The following is a 15,414-nucleotide window of genomic DNA, read 5'->3' on the forward strand; positions in this document are numbered from 1 at the left end:
GAACCCCACGGCTCACACAAGCAACCGCAGTGCGGTTCCGGCCACCCCCACCCGTACCGACTGACCCCACGTCAGTTCGAGTGCGTCCGCCTCCATTCCGTCCCCGAACGCCACCAGCCGGTCCGACTCCACGGTCAGCCGCAGGGCCTCCGACCTGCCCAGGAGCCCCTCGACCCGCGAGGTCCCGGTCGCCGGTGACGGCCATGCCTCGCGGACGAACCAGACCAGCCGCTGATCCGCAGGCCCCGGAAGGGTGAGACCGCTGCCGCTCTGTTGCCACAGCGAACGCAGCCACCCCGTCGAGCCCGTGCCCGTCCCCACCAGCACCCCCGACGACGCCTGCGCCTCCGCCGCCGTCCGCCCGTCGTCCGGCCCCAGCCGGTACCGCGCCGTCTGGTGCCCCGGCGGGCCCACGTAGATCTCGTTCAGCGCGACCAGCCGCTGCGCGTCGTCCGTCACCGCCTCCACCATCGTCAGCTCGTCCACGGCCGCGCGCTCCGCCGTCGCCGACGGCAGCAGCCGTGCCGCGTCCCGCGCCCGGTGCCGTACCAGCACCCCCGGGTTCCGCCCCGGGTCCGTGTCGATCCCGATCACCGGCTGGCCGGCCAGGTACTTCGCGGCGTTCGCCACCAGCCCGTCCTGGCCGACCACGACCACCACGTCCTCCGGACCGAACAGGAACCTGTCCAGATCCGCCCGCTCCACCCGGCTCTGCCGCCACTGCAGCGGCACCGCCGCCGCGACCGCGGCCAGGGCCCCCCGGGTCCGCTCGTGCCGCTCCCGCACCTCCTCGATGTCCCGGCCCCGGCTGGACAGGAAGAACGCCGCCTGCCCGTGCGTCCCGTGCCGGGCCAGCAACTCCCCGTACTCCGTGGTGCGGTGGACGATCACCGCCCGCGGCGCGAGGCTCACGCCCCGCCTCCGTTCCCGCCGCCGAGCTTCGAAAGGAGACCCGTCAGCACGTCCGGCGACAGCGTCAGGCTGTCGATCCGCGGCAGGTTCTCCGCCAGCCGCGTCGCCGCCAGCGCGTGCAGCGTCGTCGCGTCCACCTCGCCGTGCACCCGCAGCCAGGCCGCCTGCGCCTGCGCCCGCGCCTCGCCGACCTCACGCGCCGCCTCCGCGTCCGCCCGGGCGAGCCGCACCTTGCGCCCGGCCTCCGCCTCGGCCCGCACCGCGTCCGCCGCCGCGCTCTCCTCGGCCTCGCGTCGCGCGTTCGTACCGCGCTGCTCGACCAGCCGCTCCTCCTGCCGGGCCAGCTCGATCTTGCTCGCCAACTCGTTCTCGGCGATGGTCCGTTCCCGCTCGACCGCCACCGCGCGCCGCTCGTACGTCGCCCGGTCCGCCTCCTGCTGGATCTGCTCGCGGGCCGGCGTCCGCAGCGCCCGCTCCACCTCCGGCTCCGGCCGGATCGCCACCACGCGGACCGCCACCACCTCGATGCCGGTCGCCGGCAGCCGCGGCTCCTGCTCGAGCCCGGCCGCGATCCGGTCCCGTACCGCCGCCACGCCGTCGACCAGCGCGGCGGACAGCGGGGTGCGCGCGAGCACGTCGAGGGCGTGCTGCTGGGCGGTCTCGGTGAGCAGCGTGGAGATCTGCTCCAGCGGCGCCCCGCGCCACGCGCCGGTGTCCGGGTCGATCGAGAAGTCGAGCCGGGTCGCGGCCGCCTCGGGCTCGCTGATCCGGTACGTGACGGTCGACTGCACGCTGACGTCCTGGAAGTCGGCCGTACGGGCGTGGAACGCCATCGTCAGCTCCCGGTCGTTGACCGGCACCTCCGAGAGCGCCGCGGACAGCGACCGGTACCAGAAACTGAGTCCGGTTCCGTCGTGCACCAGCTTTCCGCGCCGGTGGTGCCGGATGTGCGCGGTGGGCGCGGAGCGCAGGTGCCGCCAGCCGGCGCGCTTGGTGATGTCGGCCATGGGGTCCCCCCAGACTCGTCGGGTCGAGTTGTCGTCGACATGACGATATGGCGACTCCGGCCTTTTCGTCAAGGTGACGAAAGTGGGTCGGGGGGCGCGTGTGTCGAGGTCGAGTGGGCCGGGGGTTCGGTCCGGGCGGCAGTCCGGGCCGGGGTCTGCTCCGGCGGTCGGGTTCGACTGCCGGCCCGGCTACCGGTCCGGCTTCGAATCCGGCCCCGGTTCCGAGGGTTCCGGCTGCGCGTCCCGCCCCGGCTGCGCGTCCGGCTCGGGCTTGGCGTCCGCGCCCCCCTTCGGTCCCCGGCCGTACCGGCGCGCCGTGACGTCCTCGTGCGCGAGGCGCCGCAGGGCGAGCAGGACCGGCTCGTTGAGCATCGTGTACGCGACCATCGCCTCGATCGCCTCTTCCAGAACCGGGTACTGCTCCTCGATCAGCCCGGCCTCCACCTCCGCCATCGGATGCAGTGCCTCCGCGTACTGTCGCACGGAGTCCAGCGGGAAGGGGTAGCCCAGGTCGCGCAGTGCGACGACGGCCCGGGTGAGCGTGTTGATCGCCGGTGCCTCGTCGTACACCCGCCAGTCGAGCTCGGCGAGCAGTCCGCGCAGCTCCTCGTGCGTCGTGTCCCACTCCGGCTGCTGGGGGTCGTCCTCCGGGGGCGGCGTGACCTGCGGCGGCAGCATGTACTGGGCGATGCCGAGCTGTTCGTGCCGGCTGAAGGCGGGGTCGTCCGCCACCGCGAGCACGTCCCGCGCCTGGCTGATCGTCATCCCGCCGACCGTGAGCAGCGCGCGGATCAGCCGCAGCCGCCTGAGGTGCTCCTCGCCGTACTCCGCCTGGCGGGCGGTGACGGGTGTGCCCGGCGGCAGCAGTCCCTCGCGCAGGTAGTACTTGACGGTCGCCACCGAGACCCCGCTGCGATGGCTCAACTCCGAGAGGCGCAAGGAAGATTCTCCGTTCCACGGGTCGACAGGGCTGCCGATCGGTTCTACTCTCCCACGTCAAGGATAGTGCCGCTATCTAAGAGGTGGGCGGGCAATCACCGGCCCGCTCGAAGGGGGACGGACCATGGCACGGTACGGCTTCAGGGAGTTCATGCGCTTTGCGGCCACACCCGCATGGCGCCGCGGCGGCCCGGAGACCCGGGCGGAACGCCGCCGGGTACGGCCGGGGCTCGTCATGTCCGAGAACAGCGAACCGGTCGCGGTCTTCCTGATCGGCGCGCGCATCAACCGCCTGCGCAAGGTGCGCCACTGGCTCCCGGTCGTGACGGCGATGCCCGCGATGCTCAAGGAACTCAAAGAGGACCCCGACAGCGGACTCCTCGGCTACCGGCTGCTCATGGGCCCGGAGCTCGGCGAGGTGATGATCGTCCAGTACTGGCGGCGCACGGGCGACATCCGCGCCTTCGCCGGCGACGGCGAACGCGGCCACCGCCCCGCCGAGGAGGCGTTCTGGGCGCGGTACGCCACGAGCGACGGCGCGATCGGGATCTGGCACGAGATGTACTCGGTACGCCCCGGCGCGTACCACGCGCTGTACGGCGACATGCACCCGACGGGCGTGGGCGCGGTCCAGGGTCTGACCCAGCTGGAGCGCTCCGGGCACGGGAACCCGGTGCCCGTGCGCGAGTAGCGGGGCGGAGCGGGGGACCGGTTGCACGCCCGCCCGGACGGCCGGGGACAATGGCCGCCATGACGAGCTCGATACTCCGGCCGCGCCGCCGGACGTTCCCCGTCGCGACGCCGGCGGAGGACGCGGCGGGCGGCACGCAGCCCACGCCGATCCTCGACCGGCTGCACCCGCGCGTCACCGAGCTGGTGCGCTGCATCGAGGCCGCCCCGCCCGTCGCCGACGCCCGACCCTGGCCCGCGGAGCGTCAGTTGGAGCTGCTGCGGCGGGCGCACCGCCGGATCTCCGCGACCGTCCGCCCCGTGTACTCGGTGCAGGACGAGCGCCCGGTCTCCGAGGTGCTGCGGCGCGGCCGCGGCTCGTGCAGCCAGCGCCTCGCCGTCCTGGAGGCGGTCGCCCGGACGGGCGGCGTCGCCACCCGTGTGCGCGGACTGCTCGTCGACGGCGCGCTCTGGTACCCGCGGTTCCCGCGCATGCGGCGGCTCGTCCCGGACCATGTCGTCCTCGCCTGGCCCGAGTTCCGGATCGGCGACGCCTGGCTGCCGGTGTCGGAGCTCTTCGGCGGGCTGGAGGAGTTGAGCACCCGACCGGGCGGCGGCTTCACCAACGCCGGTCCCGAGACGCTGTTCGAGGCGCTCTCCCGCACCGCCGTCGACTGGGACGGCGTCGTCGCCTGCCCGGCGGGCGGGGGCGCCGACGCGGCCTGCGACCTCGCGGGCCATGTCGTCGCCGACCTCGGCCACCACGACTCCCGCGACGCGCTCTTCGCCCGGCACGGCCAGACGCTCTGCCCGACCGCCCGCCTGGTCGCCGAACCGCTGCTGGGCCGCCGTTCGGCGGGCGCCTGACGGCAGTTCCTCCTGCGGGGCGGCCGCCGCTCGTCCTGGGGGCGACCGTGTGCCGGCCTGCGTGATGGCCGCGTCCGAAATTGCGCGGGTCGCGTCGTCCCCGGTACTCGCCGCGCCGATGCCGGTCTCGTCAGACTGATCACCGACGAGTTCCGGACATCCCGAGAGGACCCCTCATGGCGAGTATGGCGAGCACGGCGAGACGGACAACGGCGGCGGCACCCCGCGCGGTCACCTTCCTGAAGGTCTCCGTCGCCCTGCAGACCCTGGCCCTGTTCTTCCAGGCGGCCACGGCCGGGGCGCTGCTGACCTCGTCGCTCGGCGCGATGCTGCACGACGTCGGCTCGCGCGTGATGTACGGCGCGGCCATGCTCTACGTGCTCGCCGCGATCCTGGCGTGGCGGCCGGGCGGCGGTCCGGCCCGGCCCGTCTGGTACGCGACCGGCTTCCTCGTCCTCGCGTCCGTGCAGGTCGTCCTCGGCATCGCCCACATACCGGAGTTCCATGTACCGCTCGGGATCCTGATGTTCGCGCTCAGCACCCTGGCCCTGACGCAGATGCTGATGACCCGCCCCTGGGCCCGCGCCGCCTGAGCGGCGCGCCCGACCTCAGCCGGCGGCGTTCGCCGGGAGCGGCGCGGCGCCCGCGGGGTCGGTGACCGGTTGAACGGGGCCTCCGGTGACCGGCCGTACGGGCCCGTCCGCGATCGGTCGTGCGGATCCCTCGGTGATGACCGCGGCGGGGGAGTCCTCCGGCCGCGGCACGACGCTCGGCGGGGCCGCCGTGAGGAGCACGACGCCCCGTGCCGCGACCGCCGACGCGGCCGCGGCGGCCAGCCAGCCCCACACCCCGCCGCGGAACGACTCGCCCAGCAGGACGACCCCGATCATCGCCGCGGCCGCCGGGTTCGACAGGTTCACCACGGCGAGGGGCGCGGCGAGCCCCGCCCGGTACGCGGTCTGCGAGAGCAGCAGGCCGCCCACCGCGAATCCGGAGATCAGCACCGCGAGCAGCGCCGACTGCCACCACGGCACCGGTCCGCCGGGAAGTTCGAGGGCCAGCGCCGCCGTCAGCGTCTGCGTCAGGGCCGACGCCACACCGGACGCGACCCCCGACGCCGTCGCGTGCCCGAGCCCCCGCCCGGACCGGCGGCCTGCGGTGACCAGGGCCACGAACGACGCCGTGGCCGCCGCGACCGCCAGCGACTCGTTCAGGCTGAGCGCGTCGCCCGGCGTCGCCCGACCCGTCACCGCGATCAGGCCGCCCAGACCGGCCAGCGTCCACAGCGCGCCGCGCCACTCGCCGCGCGTCACCCGGCGCCGTGCGCCGTACGCGCCGAGCGGCAGCGCCGCCACCAGCGTCAGTGCGCCCAGCGGCTGGACCAGCGTCAGCGGCCCGTAGTGCAGGGCCGCCACGTGCGCGAGCGCGCCCGCCGCGTTCAGGCCGACCGCCGCCCACCAGCCACCGTGCCGCAGCAGCGCCCGCAGGGAGCCCCGCCCCGGCTCCGCGCGGGCCGCGAGGCGCGCCTGCGCCACGGCGGCGAGCGCGTACCCGACGGCGGAGACCAGCGAGAGCAGGACGGCCGTCAGGGTGCCGCCGACGCCGCTCATCGGAGGGCCTCCGCGGCCCGGCGCGGGGACGTCCCGGTCGAGGGTATGCCGGAGTTCCCGGTTCCTCCCGTGTCTCTTCCGGCACCCATGAGGCGGCCCCTTTTGCGCTGGCTCTTTGTGACCGTCGAATCGGTACAAACGGTGGAAGCGTAGATCCGTATTCATCGAGACGCAAACGTCTCGATACGGTTGCGTCTCGATTGTGCACCCCCTACTCTCGTATGTGCACCCCCATCGCCCGAGGGAGACAGCGATGACCCCCCAGGCCGCGTCCACCACGCGCGCTGTGTCCACCGATGCCGCGACCGCCGCGGCCCGGCGCAGCAAGATCACCCCGGAGCGGGAGACCGAGCTGTTCGAGGCGGTGCTCGACCTCCTCCGCGAGGGCGGGTACGACGCCGTGACCATGGAGGGCGTCGCCGCCCGCACCAAGTGCGGCAAGGCCACGCTGTACCGGCAGTGGAAGAACAAACCGCAGCTCGTCACCGCCGCCCTCACCAAGAACCGCTGCCCGTACTTCGCCGGCGTCGACACCGGCACCCTCATCGGCGACCTCCGCGAGGTCGCCCGCCTGGCCTCCTGCCGGCGCGACCGGGACGCCGAGCTGATGGAGGCGGTGAGCCAGGCGTACGTCCGCCACCCCGACCTCCGCGAGGCGCTCTACGAGACCGTCATCCAGCCCGAGGTCGCCGCCGTGGACGCGATGCTGGCCCGCGGTGTGGAGCGCGGCGAGCTCGCCCCCGACAACCCGGCGACCGCCTTCGTCGCCCCTTGCCTGATGGGCATGCTGCGGGTGGAACGGGTCCTGGAAGAGCGGTTCGCGGACACACCGGAGACGATGACCGCGTTCATCGAGTCCGTGATCCTGCCGGCACTCGATCTCGACGAGCAGTGAGCCCGCGGGCCGGCACGTCCGCGTGCGCCCGCCCGGTCACCCCTGCACCCTGGTGCCATGCCGCGCAACGCCGCCCGCACCCCAGACCTCCGCGTCCGCCGGATCTACGACCCGCCCGAGCCGGACGACGGCACCCGCGTCCTCGTCGACCGGCTGTGGCCGCGCGGCCTGAAGAAGACCGACGCGGAGATCGACGAGTGGCCCAAGGCCCTCACCCCGTCCACGGAACTGCGCCGCTGGTACCACGGCACGGAGGGGGAGTACGAGGAGTTCCGTCGGCGGTACGAGCAGGAACTCGCCGCCCCCGAGGCCGCCGCCGCCCTCGACCGCCTGCGCGAACTCGTCGCGGCCGGCCCGGTCACCCTGCTCACGGCCGCCAAGGACCCGTCCCACAGCCACACCACGGTCCTGGAGCGCGCCCTGACGACCCCGGAGCACTGACCCGGAGAACCGGACGAGCCGCCTCCTGACGCGGCGACGGACCGCGGCGACGGCAGGCGGGACCGGACGTGACCCTCCCGCCTCGGCGCCTCACGCACTCTCGTCTCGTCGGGCCCTGTCACCGGGACCGAGCATGTACTGGCTCACCTTCAGCCGCCGGGCCGCGCCCCCCATCTGCCACGACCTGCCGCGGGCCATGCCGCTCGGGAACGGCCGCTACCGGGTGCGGTTCGCCGACGGACGGTTGCGGGAGCTGGACAGTGCGGCAGAGGCGGTGGCGCTCGTCATGGAGGGTCTTCCCGACGACGCACGATCTTGAAGGTCATGGGACCTGCTGGCCGCTACCGCCCTGTACCGGGCGAACACCCCAGGCCTTGGGGCGATTCCCAGGGCCTGGTGACGCTGGCCGCCGTCCTGATGCTGAGCTGACGACGGCCGACGACGAACGCTGATCCGGTTCTGCAACATGGTTCAGGTTCCTGGCGGTGGCAGCGTTGGGTGAGCGGTTCTTCGCAGGAACGAGCTCGGTGACGAGTGAGGTGCGCTGCTTCGCGACAATCGTCCGCCGGCCGCTCGGTCACCAGCGCGGTGGAGTCGTTCCCTGCGGCCTGTACCGCCTCGACCGGCAACGCGAGCGGGAACGCTGCCATAGCCGCGTGCGCGGCCGAAGCATCCGGACGCCCAGCGCCGAAGCCCGGTCCAGGGAACTCCGCACGTCGGCGAGCGCCTCGATCACCCCGAGATCACCGGAGCCCTGCGACAGCCGCAGCGCCAAGGCAGCTCGTAGGCGTGCATGCCGGGTATCGGCTGCACCGAGGTTATGGAGAAGGTGACGTCGGCGCCGACGAGCCGCTCTCGCACGTGCCTTCCGGCAGCGACGTGCGAGTCGGATCGACGGCAGGGTGCGTGAAGCGGACCGGCTTGCCCCAGGGTCCGGGCGTAGTCGATCTCGGAGCGGGTGGAGTCGCCGATGTAGCGACGAAACGCAGCTATGGGCCGGTCGGGCACCGTCAGGATGTGCCTACGTTCGTCTACCGACCCTCGTGGAGGTAATGCGAGCTCACCTGCGCGCGAACTCGACGCGTCGGAGGTCGCGTTCCTACAGGTCAACCAAATACTGCACACCGCAGACGGGTTACGTCATCAACTCGATGTGCGGATGCTCGGGCTTCGCCGGGCAGACGAACAGATGCTGCCGGTAGCCGCTGCCTATCTGGACCCCGGTCGCGTTGTAGCCGCGGTGGCCGGGGTACGGTGCAGCACCTGGGTGGGGGTGCGGAGACCAGCTGTTCCCGGCGTCGTCCCCTTCCTCGAACGTGGCGACGGTCATCAGGACCTCCATGTCGGTGCCGCACACGGAGCAGGGCTGCGGGCTGGGGTCGGTGGAGTTCCAAGCGGGCCAGCCGCCCACCTTCCAGCCGGGTGCGTTGGACAGCACACAGTCGTAGTACGTGTCCGGGTCCATGTCTTCCTCTGCTGCCTGCGGCACACTCCACTGCTTGAGCTGCTCCTGCAGTTCTTCGCTCAGCTCCAGATGGTCGGGGTACTCGGTGATCTGCTCCGGTTCGAGCACGCACGGTGCCGGTAGATAGCCGTCGAACTGCACTGCGGGCGGCTCGGGAGGCGTGTCGAGGATGTCGGTGACGGCGGCTGCGGAACGCCAGAAGAGGAGGGTCCTGGGCATGATCGGATGATCGAAGGGGCACCACAGAACCTGGAGAAGGTCCTTGCCCTCCGGCGGGCTCAGATCGGGCACATCCCGCGCGTAGAGCTGTGCGACGGGCAGCATGGCTATGGGGCTGTCGTACGACTGGACCGCCAGCCTCACCGGATACGTCTGAGGGGGCCGGATCCGCTCGAGAGTCTCCCGTTCCTCCGGAGTCATGTCCCGGCCGTGCGAGGCCGCGAAGATGCGTCGTTCCAGCCGCAGATCCGCCGGGGACTGGGCTGGGTTGATGCCATCCACCACATGCGCTTCCTCGCAGTGCGGCCACGGTTCCTCAGCGGGCCACAGCAGCGGCCCGCCGATCGAGCTGTCGTGCCACGTCGGCACCCCAGGGCGGGGGTGCAGGCGGGTCGCCGTGCGGGCCAACGGGGCCAGTTGAGGAAAGACCGCGACAACATCGATCGGCCGTGGCGGAGTGACAGGAGTGACGTTCATGGCCGCAATCTTGCCAATCGCCTCTGACAACGGCCCTCGTGGCCGCCCCACGAAGAGCTCCGCCACGGGCGCCACCCGGGAGAGCCCTCCCCCCGGTCCGTTGCCGGCAGATGGCCCGCGAGCAAGTCCACGATCGCCGCGTAGATCCGAGAATCCGGTTCTCACAGAGTCGCTGGGCGGTGAGCGGGAGGCCGCGCAGCACGACTTGCATCCAGCCGATGGTGACCGCTGCGCGGGAGTACGCGGTCTGCGAGCTGATGAACAGGTGAGGGTCGCGGGTGTCCGGCCAGCGTTCGCGCCGCAACTCGATGCAGTCGGCGGCGGCCTGTCGGGTGAAGGTGTCGAGGGGGTGGTCGATGTCGCCGAGGGCGTGCCGGCCGCGGATGAAGTCGATGGCGAACACGGGCAGTGCTCGGGCTTGGTGGGGGTAGGGCGCATGGATGCCGATGAGGGCGATCAGTAGCTTCAGGGCGGGGTCGGTGGCCGCAGCCTCGGCCATGGACTTGATCGCTTCTCGGCCCAGCGGCTGGGGCACCGTGCACGGCCTGGCGCCGAGGCTCACGCCGCGGGCGGGATTGGTGGACAGCAGCCGCTGACTCTTGAGGATCTTGAACATGCTCCGTAGCGCGACGGCCTCGTTGTGGGGTGTGGCGCACCGGGCGAGCCACTCGGTGAGATGGCCGCGGGTGACGAGATGGACGCGGCGGATATGGTCGGCGAGGAACAGCTGCTGCCCTGTGGTGGCCGCGGTGGTGAGGTCGGGGCGTTGCCAGGTACGCGGTATGGCGCGGGCCTGGCACTGGCACAGGCACCCTTCTTGAGCGGGACGGTGCGGCCGCAGGTTCGGCACCTGCCGGCCTGTGGAATGGGAGATCGACCCGGCGATGGACCGGGCGACCACCTCCCGGGCCGGCTCCGGACACGACCAGCGCGACAGCGGCGCGCCGGTCTCGGCGAATAACTGACGGGCCGGCGCTTTGACCTCGGCAACCTGCAACGCGGTGAACGAGACCGGCCGGCCCGACCGCTTGCGGTCGGCCAGAGCAGGCAGCCTTCCAGCGGCGAAGCGGCCCGGCCAGGTGCGCACCGTGTCCACGTGCAGCCGCGTCCCCACGGCTATTCGGGCGTTGGGATGCCCTCGGGCCGCCCACAGCACGCTGGTTGCCCGCTGCCGGGCCTGATGCGGGGTCTTGTGGCCGTAAGCCATCTTCTTCAGTCGGTGGCGGTCAGCGCGACGGGCACGGCAGAGGCGAGGGGCATGGGAGGAACGGGACCGATCCCTGCGAGGCGACGGGGAACGGGCCGGCACCAGGCCGGGCTGCCCGACTCTGCTTCAGCCATGATCGACTCGTGGACACCTACCTGGAGACCGAGCCTGGCCCTGCGCCGCTTCACTGCCGATGACGCGGACCTGCTGATCGAGCTGGAGGGTTATGCCACCGAGGGCTCGCGGGCCTTGCTGGGCAAGGCGTTTACAGAGCTCGGTGTGCGCACGGTCTGGGCTGCGACGATGTCCGTGAACCACGGTTCGCGCAACATCACGGAGAAGCTCGGAATGATGCTCGCGGACACCATCCCTGCTCCCTCCGACATGGAGATGATCGAGGGCTCCGAGCACGGAGGCGTACGGTACGAGATCACCAAGGAGCAGTGGAAGCAGCAGTAGCGGGGGTGCTGACACAGCGGCCCTACCCTGGCAGCAGCCTGCCCCGCTCTGCAACCGAGACTCCCGGACCGGTCTCGCCACAAGTCCTGCTCTGAGGTCAACCCCCGAAGGACTTCGAGCGCCGGCCACTAAGCAGTCGCTGCAGCTCTCTTACAGACGGGCGGAGGAAGGCTGGGATACAGGCAGCTGAAGCAGCGTCGCCGGTCCCGGGACTTGGCTGCGTCAGTGGTCTTGGTGTGCGGGGTGTTCCGGGTCCTCCGTCTTTTCGCGGTCGTGCTGACTGGCTGCTTGCAGGCCGGGCAGACAAGCGCCCCCTGGGCGCCGGTCTCATGCTCGATTTTGCTCATTCTTTAACAATGGGGGTCCTCGGCCGCAAGGCGACAGGACATGGGCGCATCCTCCGGCGTTGATCAGCCTGCCGGTCGGGGCGGACCCTTCGTGTCCTGGTCCGGCTCGGTGCATGCGCCTTCGTCGGAGCCGGGGAGTTCGGTGGCGGCGGCCTCGGGCGGCGAAGCTAGGCCAAAGGGGCGGCGCCCGGGCTGCTCCGGCCGGCTGGGGTCGACGCGCGCTCATGCGGGCACGGCGTGACGCGGCGACCGTGGCGTGTCGCGGGCGCAGCCAGAGGGTTCTACGGCAGCTTGCGGTACGGGCCGGAAGCCCCGGCGGGCGTTCATGGCCAGGTGCCAGGGGCCTCCTCAGCCGGTGGCTGTCAGATGCGTCGGGCACAGTGGAAGGGGTGATTCCTCGACGAGTGGGGTGACTCCATGACACACGCGATACGGGCGGTGGGTCTCACCAAGACTTTCAAGGGGACCGCCGCACTCAAAGGCATCGATCTCGAAGTCCCGGCAGGCACTGTCCTCGGCCTGCTGGGCCCCAACGGCGCCGGCAAGACCACAGCGGTTCGGATCTTCGCCACGCTCCTGAATCCTGACGGGGGCCATGCCGAGGTCGGCGGGTACGACGTGGTGAGCCAGGCTCGCCAGGTCCGGTCCCTGATCGGCCTCACCTCCCAGTTCTCCGCGGTGGACGACAACATGACCGGAACCGAGAACCTGGTGATGATCGCCCGCCTTCTCGGCAGGCCACGCGCCGAAGCAAGGGCGAGGTCGGCCGAACTGCTCCAGCGTTTCCATCTCGAAGAGGCGGCGGGGCGCGCCGTGAAGACGTACTCGGGCGGGATGAGACGGCGCCTCGACCTGGCGGCGAGCCTGGTGGGGCGGCCCCGCATCCTGTTCCTCGACGAGCCGACCACCGGGCTCGATCCCCATAGCCGTGGCGAGGTCTGGGGGATGCTGCGCGGTCTGGTGTCCGAAGGCATGACCACACTGCTGACCACGCAGTATCTGGACGAGGCCGACCGCCTGTCCGACAGCATCGTCGTCGTCGACCAGGGCAGCGTCATCGCCGAGGGCACCCCCGACGAGCTGAAGTCGCAGGTCGGAGGGCAGGTCCTGAATGTGCTGCCCGTGGCCACGGCCGATCTGGCACGGGTCCGTGCGCTTGTGGCGGAGGAGGCCGGTCCGCAGACCGCGATCGAGGACCATCGGGTCATCGCCCCCGTCACCAGCGAGGCACTCATGCCCCGCGTCGTGCGGCGCCTCGACCAGGCGGGTATAGCCGTGGGCGAGTTCACCCTGCGCCGCTCCTCCTTGGACGAGGTGTTCCTGGCCCTGACCGGCCACAAGGCGCAGGCGAACGCCCCAGCGGCGCCCGATGACGACTACGCCTCCACAGGGGGTCCGTCATGACCGGCATCAACCTCACGGAGACGACCATCCGCGGAGGGAACCGCGTCCGCGTCGGGGCAGCGCTGCGGCAGACGGCCACGATGGCCTGGCGGAGCCTGATCTCGGTGAAGCACAACCCGCTGGAGCTCGTCGACTACAGCATCACGCCCATCATGTTCGTGTTCCTCTTCACCTACGTCTTCGGCGGACAGATGGCCGGCTCTCCGCAGGACTACCTGCAGTACGCGCTGGCCGGGATCATCGTGCAGAACACCCTGTTCATGAGCATGTACACCGCGATGTCGCTCAATGCCGACCTTACGAAGGGAGTGTTCGACCGCCTTCGCAGCCTCCCCATCGCCCGAGCGGCGCCTCTCTATGGACGCATCGCCGCCGACCTCGCGAAGCAACTCTGGGCGATGCTGTTGATGATCGGTCTGGGCACCCTGCTCGGCTTCACGCTCACCGGAAGCGCTCTCGGCTTCCTTGGCGCGACGCTCCTGCTCCTGACCTTCGCCGCCGCCGTTTCCTGGACAGCAGTGTTGATCGGCATGCTGGCGGGCGACGCCGAGAAGGTGCAGGTCTTCGCCTTCACGATCATCTTCCCGGTCACCTTCACGAGCAGTGCCTTCGTCCGGGTCGAGACGATGCCGGGGTGGCTCCAGGCGTGGGTCGAGATCAATCCCGTCACGCACCTGTCCGACGCGTTCCGAGGGCTCCTGCTGGGCACGCCGGTCGGCTCGTCCGTCACGTGGTCACTGGTCTGGGCTGCGGGCATCACAGCCGTCTTCATGCCGCTCGCCATGCGCGTCTACAACTCCCGCAGCCGCTGACTCCGCCTCGGAACGCCCACCCTCGATGAAGGGCTTGAACTCACCCTTCGACTTCTGGATGCGGGCGACCCCGTCGCCCAGCCCACGGACCGCGTTCTCCACGGTGTCCCAGCGCTCACCGGTGACTGTACGGTCGGCGAGCGGTGACCAGGACCTGGTTCGTCCTGGGGTCGACGGCCCAGGCGGTGCCCGGGACCGACGCCTCGCCGCGGAGAGAGTCCATCGCGGAGGCGAGAGCGGAGAGGCTGTTCTACACGCTGCGCGCGACGGCGCTGGCCTTCTCGACATGGGCGTCGGCCTTGTCGTCGTCGCCTACGACGTTGACGACGAGCGCTTGCCTGTCCGCGTCGTAATACGCGCCGCCGTAGGAGTCGCCGAGCTGCTCGCCGAGCCGTGGAAGGAGTCCCGCGGCCGAGGCGGCGCTCATCTTCCTGGGCGACGCCCACCGCCCCGGCCCCCGCGAGAACGGCATTCCGCTTGGGTATTCACAGAAGGGGGCACCCACTCCGGGATGTACCGGTGACGGGAGTCAAAGTCCTGGACGCTCAAGGAAGTTCACGAGCTCGAGGCGGAGGCAAAGCGGCGGCAGAGACGCGCCGTGTCACCCCTCCTCCGACGACGGACTGGAGAGAACAAGCCCGACTGGAAGGACTCCACCCAACCGGAGGAGTACGCGCGAAGGTACGGCCGTCGCCGACCTCGATCAGGGCGGGGGCTCCGGTCCTGACGCCGACTCCTGACATGAGACGTCAGGACCTTGGAAAGGGGTGGGCCGACCTCAGGTCGGCTGCCGTACCGGCGGGATGCGAACCCGCGGGCAGTTGGAAGCAGGTCCGCCCCGTCTCCGACAGTCGACGTGAGCGGGACCTCGCGTCGATCGCAATGGGCTCCTCTGCCACGGCACCGCAGCTACGGGAACGCGCGCACCCCCGCTCCGATTCAGAGTAGAGACGTCGTCACCTGAGGACGAATCCATATCCGTGACACCGGCAACCGCTGCCACAGAACCACGGAGGTCGCGCCAGAGCCCGGGTTCGGGAGGCACGCGCCGTCCCCAGCGGTTCGGAGCGCGCTCCGCTGACTGAGCCAAGACGGTGTCATGGAGTCCCCCGAACGGTCCTCAGTGGGGATTTCGGCACGATCTGGCTGGGCCGCATGCGACGGTGACCATTCCAGTCGTGCCGGCCGACGGCAGGGCGGCAGACCCCGAGAACGAGGAGCGAGCGATGGCGCTTGAGCGACCGGAGATCGATTTTCCCCAGGGCGACCCGCCCGCAGTTCTGGACATCACCGATCTGACGGTGGGCGAAGGGGCCGAGGCCACCAAGGGCTCAACGGTGTCGGTGCACTACCTGGGCGTGTCCTTCTCCACCGGCGAGGAGTTCGACGCCTCCTGGAACCGCGGCCAAGCCTTCAACTTCCCGCTGGGAGCAGGAAGAGTCATCAAGGGCTGGGACATGGGTGTGGAGGGCATGAAGGTCGGCGGCCGCCGGAAGCTGGTCATCCCGCCCCACCTGGCCTACGGCGACCGTTCACCCACACCGGCCATCAAGCCGGGCGAGACCCTGATCTTCGTTGTCGACCTCCTCGCCGTCGGCTGACACCACCGCCGGGGGCCGCCGCGGACGAGCGGCGGCTTCCAGTGAAAGTGCTGGTGATGTGGTGAGCCGCGGGTGGCCCCTCG

At 71.1% G+C, this 15,414-nt stretch carries 18 protein-coding genes; 10 read left to right on the forward strand and 8 right to left on the reverse strand.

What is annotated here, in order from left to right; translation table 11 throughout:
* Positions 1-12: 12 nt before the first annotated feature.
* The 3 genes from ABZO31_RS29025 to ABZO31_RS29035 all read right to left on the reverse strand — a co-directional run bounded on the left by ABZO31_RS29025 (position 13) and on the right by ABZO31_RS29035 (position 2,858).
* Complete coding sequence (locus ABZO31_RS29025) at positions 13-912, reverse strand: hypothetical protein (RefSeq protein WP_406864272.1); 900 nt, start codon at positions 910-912, stop codon at positions 13-15.
* The gene (locus ABZO31_RS29030; RefSeq protein WP_406864273.1) at positions 909-1,919 is read right to left on the reverse strand and encodes an SPFH domain-containing protein; all 1,011 of its coding nucleotides are present in this window, start codon (positions 1,917-1,919) and stop codon (positions 909-911) included. Before ABZO31_RS29030 ends, ABZO31_RS29025 begins: the two co-directional genes overlap by 4 nt.
* Before the next feature lie 189 nt (positions 1,920-2,108).
* A complete protein-coding gene (locus ABZO31_RS29035) occupies positions 2,109-2,858 on the reverse strand; it encodes a MerR family transcriptional regulator (RefSeq protein ID WP_406864274.1) in 750 nt (249 codons plus the stop codon).
* 124 nt (positions 2,859-2,982) lie between these two features.
* Between ABZO31_RS29035 and ABZO31_RS29040 the strand changes: the two genes are divergently transcribed.
* From ABZO31_RS29040 to ABZO31_RS29050, 3 genes are all read left to right on the forward strand, one after another.
* On the forward strand, positions 2,983-3,549 hold the full coding sequence (locus tag ABZO31_RS29040; RefSeq protein WP_406864275.1) for a DUF4188 domain-containing protein: 567 nt from the start codon (positions 2,983-2,985) through the stop codon (positions 3,547-3,549).
* Between the two features lie 59 nt (positions 3,550-3,608).
* Positions 3,609-4,394, forward strand: a complete 786-nt coding sequence (locus tag ABZO31_RS29045; RefSeq protein ID WP_406864276.1) for a transglutaminase domain-containing protein — start codon at positions 3,609-3,611, stop codon at positions 4,392-4,394.
* Positions 4,395-4,579: 185 nt separating this feature from the next.
* Positions 4,580-4,987 (forward strand): hypothetical protein, encoded by a 408-nt coding sequence (locus ABZO31_RS29050; protein ID WP_406865516.1) that lies wholly within the window; start codon positions 4,580-4,582, stop codon positions 4,985-4,987.
* Positions 4,988-5,002: 15 nt separating this feature from the next.
* On the opposite strand, the gene ABZO31_RS29055 is transcribed toward ABZO31_RS29050, so the two are convergent.
* The gene (locus ABZO31_RS29055; RefSeq protein ID WP_406864277.1) at positions 5,003-6,004 is read right to left on the reverse strand and encodes a DMT family transporter; all 1,002 of its coding nucleotides are present in this window, start codon (positions 6,002-6,004) and stop codon (positions 5,003-5,005) included.
* A gap of 253 nt (positions 6,005-6,257) precedes the next feature.
* Between ABZO31_RS29055 and ABZO31_RS29060 the strand changes: the two genes are divergently transcribed.
* The 3 genes from ABZO31_RS29060 to ABZO31_RS29070 are packed head-to-tail and all read left to right on the forward strand — an operon-like array spanning position 6,258 to position 7,659.
* Positions 6,258-6,899, forward strand: coding sequence for a TetR/AcrR family transcriptional regulator (locus ABZO31_RS29060; RefSeq protein ID WP_406864278.1), 642 nt, complete (start codon positions 6,258-6,260; stop codon positions 6,897-6,899).
* Positions 6,900-6,956: 57 nt separating this feature from the next.
* Complete coding sequence (locus ABZO31_RS29065; RefSeq protein ID WP_406864279.1) at positions 6,957-7,340, forward strand: DUF488 domain-containing protein; 384 nt, start codon at positions 6,957-6,959, stop codon at positions 7,338-7,340.
* Positions 7,341-7,365: 25 nt separating this feature from the next.
* Positions 7,366-7,659: a DUF6193 family natural product biosynthesis protein gene (locus ABZO31_RS29070; protein ID WP_406865517.1), complete on the forward strand. Its 294-nt coding sequence runs from the start codon at positions 7,366-7,368 to the stop codon at positions 7,657-7,659.
* An 816-nt stretch (positions 7,660-8,475) separates the two neighbouring features.
* Here ABZO31_RS29070 and ABZO31_RS29075 read toward each other — a convergent pair.
* Positions 8,476-9,393: a hypothetical protein gene (locus ABZO31_RS29075; RefSeq protein ID WP_406864280.1), complete on the reverse strand. Its 918-nt coding sequence runs from the start codon at positions 9,391-9,393 to the stop codon at positions 8,476-8,478.
* The gene (locus ABZO31_RS29080; protein WP_406864281.1) at positions 9,341-10,708 is read right to left on the reverse strand and encodes a helix-turn-helix domain-containing protein; all 1,368 of its coding nucleotides are present in this window, start codon (positions 10,706-10,708) and stop codon (positions 9,341-9,343) included. Before ABZO31_RS29080 ends, ABZO31_RS29075 begins: the two co-directional genes overlap by 53 nt.
* Before the next feature lie 132 nt (positions 10,709-10,840).
* On the opposite strand from ABZO31_RS29080, the gene ABZO31_RS29085 reads away from it, so the two are divergent.
* From ABZO31_RS29085 to ABZO31_RS29095, 3 genes are all read left to right on the forward strand, one after another.
* Positions 10,841-11,167, forward strand: a complete 327-nt coding sequence (locus ABZO31_RS29085; protein WP_406864282.1) for a GNAT family N-acetyltransferase — start codon at positions 10,841-10,843, stop codon at positions 11,165-11,167.
* Between the two features lie 764 nt (positions 11,168-11,931).
* Positions 11,932-12,918: an ATP-binding cassette domain-containing protein gene (locus ABZO31_RS29090; protein WP_406864283.1), complete on the forward strand. Its 987-nt coding sequence runs from the start codon at positions 11,932-11,934 to the stop codon at positions 12,916-12,918.
* Positions 12,915-13,730: an ABC transporter permease gene (locus ABZO31_RS29095; protein WP_406864284.1), complete on the forward strand. Its 816-nt coding sequence runs from the start codon at positions 12,915-12,917 to the stop codon at positions 13,728-13,730. Before ABZO31_RS29090 ends, ABZO31_RS29095 begins: the two co-directional genes overlap by 4 nt.
* A 115-nt stretch (positions 13,731-13,845) precedes the next feature.
* On the opposite strand, the gene ABZO31_RS29100 is transcribed toward ABZO31_RS29095, so the two are convergent.
* Both ABZO31_RS29100 and ABZO31_RS29105 read right to left on the reverse strand, forming a co-directional pair.
* Positions 13,846-13,953 carry a S1 family peptidase gene (locus tag ABZO31_RS29100; RefSeq protein ID WP_406864285.1) on the reverse strand — a complete coding sequence of 36 codons (108 nt, stop codon included), beginning with the start codon at positions 13,951-13,953 and terminating at the stop codon, positions 13,846-13,848.
* 27 nt (positions 13,954-13,980) lie between these two features.
* Positions 13,981-14,202, reverse strand: a complete 222-nt coding sequence (locus ABZO31_RS29105) for a hypothetical protein (RefSeq protein WP_406864286.1) — start codon at positions 14,200-14,202, stop codon at positions 13,981-13,983.
* A gap of 754 nt (positions 14,203-14,956) precedes the next feature.
* On the opposite strand from ABZO31_RS29105, the gene ABZO31_RS29110 reads away from it, so the two are divergent.
* Entirely contained in the window at positions 14,957-15,331 is a 375-nt protein-coding gene (locus ABZO31_RS29110; protein ID WP_406865519.1) for an FKBP-type peptidyl-prolyl cis-trans isomerase, read from the forward strand.
* The last annotated feature ends 83 nt before the right edge of the window (positions 15,332-15,414 follow it).

This window comes from Streptomyces solicamelliae (assembly GCF_045348655.1).
In the GTDB taxonomy this organism is placed as follows: domain Bacteria; phylum Actinomycetota; class Actinomycetes; order Streptomycetales; family Streptomycetaceae; genus Streptomyces; species Streptomyces solicamelliae.

Coding starts and splice junctions, on each gene's coding strand:
- ABZO31_RS29030 (WP_406864273.1), bottom strand. CDS start 1,919: ATGGCCGACATCACCAAGCGCGCCGGCTGGCGGCACCTGCGCTCCGCG.
- ABZO31_RS29040 (WP_406864275.1), top strand. CDS start 2,983: ATGGCACGGTACGGCTTCAGGGAGTTCATGCGCTTTGCGGCCACACCC.
- ABZO31_RS29060 (WP_406864278.1), top strand. CDS start 6,258: ATGACCCCCCAGGCCGCGTCCACCACGCGCGCTGTGTCCACCGATGCC.
- ABZO31_RS29080 (WP_406864281.1), bottom strand. CDS start 10,708: ATGGCTTACGGCCACAAGACCCCGCATCAGGCCCGGCAGCGGGCAACC.
- ABZO31_RS29100 (WP_406864285.1), bottom strand. CDS start 13,953: ATGGACTCTCTCCGCGGCGAGGCGTCGGTCCCGGGCACCGCCTGGGCC.
- ABZO31_RS29090 (WP_406864283.1), top strand. CDS start 11,932: ATGACACACGCGATACGGGCGGTGGGTCTCACCAAGACTTTCAAGGGG.
- ABZO31_RS29045 (WP_406864276.1), top strand. CDS start 3,609: ATGACGAGCTCGATACTCCGGCCGCGCCGCCGGACGTTCCCCGTCGCG.
- ABZO31_RS29105 (WP_406864286.1), bottom strand. CDS start 14,202: ATGCCGTTCTCGCGGGGGCCGGGGCGGTGGGCGTCGCCCAGGAAGATG.
- ABZO31_RS29095 (WP_406864284.1), top strand. CDS start 12,915: ATGACCGGCATCAACCTCACGGAGACGACCATCCGCGGAGGGAACCGC.
- ABZO31_RS29055 (WP_406864277.1), bottom strand. CDS start 6,004: ATGAGCGGCGTCGGCGGCACCCTGACGGCCGTCCTGCTCTCGCTGGTC.
- ABZO31_RS29085 (WP_406864282.1), top strand. CDS start 10,841: ATGATCGACTCGTGGACACCTACCTGGAGACCGAGCCTGGCCCTGCGC.
- ABZO31_RS29065 (WP_406864279.1), top strand. CDS start 6,957: ATGCCGCGCAACGCCGCCCGCACCCCAGACCTCCGCGTCCGCCGGATC.
- ABZO31_RS29110 (WP_406865519.1), top strand. CDS start 14,957: ATGGCGCTTGAGCGACCGGAGATCGATTTTCCCCAGGGCGACCCGCCC.
- ABZO31_RS29050 (WP_406865516.1), top strand. CDS start 4,580: ATGGCGAGCACGGCGAGACGGACAACGGCGGCGGCACCCCGCGCGGTC.